The sequence below is a fragment of the Streptomyces pathocidini genome, assembly GCF_001418495.1.
In the GTDB taxonomy this organism is placed as follows: Bacteria; Actinomycetota; Actinomycetes; order Streptomycetales; family Streptomycetaceae; genus Streptomyces; species Streptomyces pathocidini.
In genome coordinates this window covers 1-3,931 of record NZ_LIQY01000523.1, presented here as the reverse complement: position 1 = coordinate 3,931, position 3,931 = coordinate 1, and the positions used below count along the sequence as shown (strand labels likewise).

The window sequence follows — 3,931 nt, the reverse complement described above, 5'->3', positions numbered from 1 at the left end:
CTCCGGGGCGGGCGGTGGCGCCGCTTCAGGAGCTCGGCTCGGCCGCACTGTGTCGCCCGCGCGGGAGCGCACCGTCGTGCTGTGGCCCGACACGTTCAGCAACTACCTCTCCCCGTCCGTCGGGCGGGCAGCCGTAACTGTGCTGGAGGCCGCCGGATTGCTGGTGGTCGTGCCGCCCCGCCCCGTGTGCTGCGGGCTGACCTGGGTGTCGACCGGGCAACTCGGGCGGGCCCGCAAGGTCATGCGGCGCACGCTGGACGTGCTGGCGCCCGCGCTGCGGGCCGGGCTGCCGATCGTCGGGCTCGAACCGAGCTGCACGGCCGCGCTGCGGACCGACCTCCCGGAGCTGGTCGGCGCGGACGACCCGCGCGCGGCGCGGCTCGCCGCCTCCGTCGTCACGTTCGCGCAGGCCCTCGACCAGTTCGCCCCGGACTGGCAGCCGCCCCGCCTGGACCGTCCGGTGGCGGGCCAGACCCACTGCCACCAGCACGCCGTACTCGGCGACGCCGCCGAGCGCCGGCTCCGCGAGCGGGCCGGGCTCACCGGCGAGTTGAGCGGCGGCTGCTGCGGCCTGGCGGGCAACTTCGGCTTCGAGCGCGGCCATTTCGAGGTGTCGCGCGCCTGCGCGGAGGAGCAGCTGCTGCCGTCCGTGCGGGCCGCCGTCTCCGCCTCGGCCGACACGGAGATCCTGGCGGACGGCTTCTCCTGCCGTACGCAGCTGGCCGAACTGGCCCAGCCGGCCGGACCGGGGGAGGGCGGCGGTCGCGGCCAAGCCCGCCACCTGGCCGAGGTGTTGGCGGAGGGCCTGGCAGTCCCGGACCGGGCCCACCCGCATCAAGGCCCGGCAAATTCTCCCGGCACCGAATGAACCTCACGGCAGCCACGCCCGTCTGACGAATTGGCCGGAGGAATGCCCAGGGGAATTCCTCCAGTCGATTCAAAAATACACAACTCCCTTTCTTCGGGAATCCTTTGACGTGTGCAGGCATTGACTCCTAATGTTCTGCAACACCGCTTCTCCGCAGGTCGGTTGAGTGCAATTCCTGCTCCCTTCCCCGGCCTGCCGGAGTCTCGTTCTCACGGAATCGGAGACCACCCCCATGCGACTTTTACTGCCTAGCGGAAGCCGGATACGGAGAACCCGCCGAATAGCCGGGGCCGGGCTGGCGGCCGGTGCCGCCCTCGCCCTCGTGGCATCGGCGGCCCCCTTGGCGCAGGCCGCCGACCGGACTCCCTCGGCCGACCGGGCCGCCTCGGCCGGCCGGGCCGGCGTCCAGGCCGCCCAAGCCGCCTACCCGGTCGGCGCCCCATCGGTCCCCAGCGCCCGCATCATCGGCGGCACGGCCGTCTCCGCCGACGCGTACCCCTTCATGGCTGCCCTGCTCTCCAAGGGCAAGGGCACTGCCAGGGACCGCCATTTCTGCGGCGGAAGCCTGATCAACCCGACCGTCGTCATGACGGCCGCGCACTGCGTCGCCGGCATGGAGGCCAAGGACCTCCAGGTCGTGGTCGGCCGCACCGTCCTGTCCAACTCCTCGCAGGGACAGGTCCGCAACGCCCGCCCGTCCGAGGGCGAGGACGACCCCGGCGGTATCGTCGTCCACCCCCGCTACCTCAACGGGAATTCCGCGTACGACGTCGCGTTCGTCGAATTCGTCAAGCCCGTCAAGGGAATCGCGCCCGTCAAACTTCCGACGCCCGGCACGGACGCGCTGATCCGTCCCGGCGCAAAGGCCGTCGTCACCGGCTGGGGCAACACCGACACCGATCTGGGCCACTCCCCGGACCGGCTGCGGGAGGTGAAGGTCCCGATTCTCTCGCACGACGAGTGCAAGGTGAGTTACGGCGAGTACAACGCGAAGGTCAACATCTGCGCGGGACTCGAGGGCAAGGACTCCTGCCAGGGCGACAGCGGCGGCCCGATCTTCCGCAAGGTCCCCGGTCGCGAGACGGCGATCCAGATCGGCGTCGTCTCGTACGGCGACGGCTGCGCCAGCCAGGGCGGCCCCGGCGTCTACACCTCGACCAGCTCGTCCAGGCTGTGGGACACCCTGTGGGAGTCCCCCGAGGCCAAGCGCCTGAAGAAGAAGCTGGGCCGCTGACACCTGCCCACTGAGCCGGTGCGCCGACACCCTCCCCCGCAACACGTCGGCGCACCTTCTTCATCGCTCCACCCGCGGCGCCCCTTCTTGGCTCTCAGTGGCGCGTGATGTCCTCGTAGCCGTCGATTTCGCGGGGGTCGCGCGCCGCGGGGCCGATGTAGCGGGCCGAGGGGCGGACCAGGCGGCCCGTGCGCTTCTGCTCCAGGATGTGCGCGCTCCACCCCGCCGTACGGGCGCAGGTGAACATCGAGGTGAACATGTGCGCCGGCACCTCCGCGAAGTCCAGCATGATCGCCGCCCAGAACTCCACGTTCGTCGCCAGCACCCGGTCCGGCCGCCGGTTGTGGAGCTCCTCCAAGGCCGCCCGCTCCAGCGCCTCCGCGACCTCGAACCGCGGTGCCCCCAGCTCCTTCGCCGTACGCCGCAGCACGCGCGCCCGCGGGTCCTCCGCGCGGTACACGCGGTGCCCGAAGCCCATCAGCCGCTCGCCCTTGTCCAGGGCCCGCTTCACGTACGCCGTGGCGTCCCCGGTCCGCTCGATCTCCTCGATCATGCCGAGGACGCGCGACGGCGCGCCGCCGTGCAGCGGCCCCGACATCGCGCCCACCGCGCCGGACAGAGCCGCCGCGACGTCCGCGCCGGTCGAGGCGATGACCCGGGCAGTGAACGTGGACGCGTTCATGCCGTGCTCGGCCGCGGACGTCCAGTACGCGTCGACCGCCTTGACGTGCTTGGGATCCGGCTCGCCCCGCCACCGCTTCATGAAGCGCTCGACAACCGTCTCCGCCTTGTCGATCTCCCGCTGCGGCACCATCGGCAGCCCCTGCCCGCGCGCGGACTGCGCGACGTACGACAGCGCCATGACGGCTGCCCGGGCGAGGTCCTCGCGGGCCTGCGCCTCGTCGATGTCGAGCAGCGGTTTCAGGCCCCACACTGGGGCCAGCATCGCGAGCGCGGACTGCACATCCACGCGGATGTCGCCGGAGTGCACCGGGATCGGGAACGGCTCGGCGGGCGGCAGGCCGGGGTTGAAGCTGCCGTCGACCAGCAGGCCCCACACGTTGCCGAACGAGACGTGGCCGACGAGATCCTCGATGTCCACGCCTCGGTAGCGGAGCGCGCCGCCTTCCTTGTCGGGTTCGGCGATCTCCGTTTCGAACGCGACGACTCCCTCGAGTCCGGGTACGAAGTCGGACATCAGGCGGCTCCTCATGATGTGGTCGACGCACGGCTCATGACGCTTGGCGCGCGGCCATGTTGTGGGGTGGGCGGTGGCGATGGTGCTGCCGGTCGGAGGTGCCGGGACGGGTACGCGGCCGCCGGTCTGCGGCTCGCGGTCCGTATCGGTCACCCCGGTCATGCCCCGTGTGGAGGGTGGCCACCCCCCGGCCCCGTGATGGACGGTCATTCACCGGTCGATACAGAGTCCATACAGATCAGTACACGTCACTACATGCCGGGCCCGCCATTGGGCGGGTATGCCGGAGGCCACAGCGGCCCAGCACAGAATTTTGGCCGTTCCGGCAGATGCGCGGAAGCGTGACAAGCAGCACACTGCCGGGCTCGGCCCGGGAAGGTTTCGGACGGCCTGCCCCGGGCAGACGTGAGGGCCGCCGAGCGGCCGGGGCGCCGGGCAGCCGAGCTGCCGGGGCGGCTGGGGCGTATTGGCCGGACCTGGACTGTCGGGCAGCCGGGCCGGTGGGGTGCCTTGGCCAAGACCTGGGCCGTTGGGCGACCGTGGTGCCTCGGCCAGAGCCTGCACTGTCGTGTAGGCGGGCTGGCGGGGGTGTCTCGGCTGAGGTCTGGGCCGTCGGGCAGCCGGGCCGGTG

Annotated in this window: 3 protein-coding genes; 2 read left to right on the top strand and 1 reads right to left on the bottom strand. The window is 71.7% G+C overall.

Annotated features, from left to right (window positions below):
• A partial coding sequence (locus AOK16_RS21815) for a (Fe-S)-binding protein (protein ID WP_169790931.1) occupies positions 1 to 868 on the top strand: 868 nt, incomplete at its 5' end.
• Positions 869 to 1,190: 322 nt separating this feature from the next.
• Positions 1,191 to 2,102 carry a S1 family peptidase gene (locus AOK16_RS21810; protein ID WP_240483689.1) on the top strand — a complete coding sequence of 304 codons (912 nt, stop codon included), beginning with the start codon at positions 1,191 to 1,193 and terminating at the stop codon, positions 2,100 to 2,102.
• Between the two features lie 94 nt (positions 2,103 to 2,196).
• Here AOK16_RS21810 and AOK16_RS21805 read toward each other — a convergent pair whose 3' ends face one another.
• On the bottom strand, positions 2,197 to 3,300 hold the full coding sequence (locus AOK16_RS21805) for a citrate synthase 2 (protein ID WP_055473879.1): 1,104 nt from the start codon (positions 3,298 to 3,300) through the stop codon (positions 2,197 to 2,199).
• Between the last annotated feature and the right edge of the window lie 631 nt (positions 3,301 to 3,931).

Excerpts from the sequence above, each read along its gene's own strand:
- AOK16_RS21805 (WP_055473879.1), bottom strand. The coding sequence starts at position 3,300 with ATGTCCGACTTCGTACCCGGACTCGAGGGAGTCGTCGCGTTCGAAACG.